This window comes from Lactobacillus nasalidis, from assembly GCF_016587775.1.
Taxonomy (GTDB): Bacteria; Bacillota; Bacilli; order Lactobacillales; family Lactobacillaceae; genus Lactobacillus; species Lactobacillus nasalidis.
In genome coordinates this window covers 1-297 of sequence record NZ_BOCG01000387.1, presented here as the reverse complement: position 1 = coordinate 297, position 297 = coordinate 1, and the positions used below count along the sequence as shown (strand labels likewise).

Genomic DNA, 297 nt, shown 5'->3' with positions numbered 1-297 from the left:
TCTGCACATGCTGGGTTCCCCCATTCGGAGACCTCCGGATCAAAGCCTACTTACGGCTCCCCGAAGACTTTCGCGGTTAGTCGCGTCCTTCATCGGCTTCCAGTGCCAAGGCATTCACCGTGCGCCCTTCTTCACTTGACCTAACAAGTTTTGTTCTTTCGAACTCTCTCGGTCGCTTTGCAATCGTTCATTGATCTCAATGATTCTCGGTTTTTTCTTGGAATTAAGATATTCAGTTTTCAACGTACAAACTTGGCCTCGCGGCCAATGGAGGCAAACGGGATCGAACCGATGACC

1 rRNA gene is annotated in these 297 nt (G+C 50.2%); it reads right to left on the bottom strand.

The features are described from left to right. Positions 1–141, bottom strand: a 23S ribosomal RNA gene (locus lacNas_RS07095); the annotation flags it as partial. Positions 142–297: the final 156 nt, after the last annotated feature.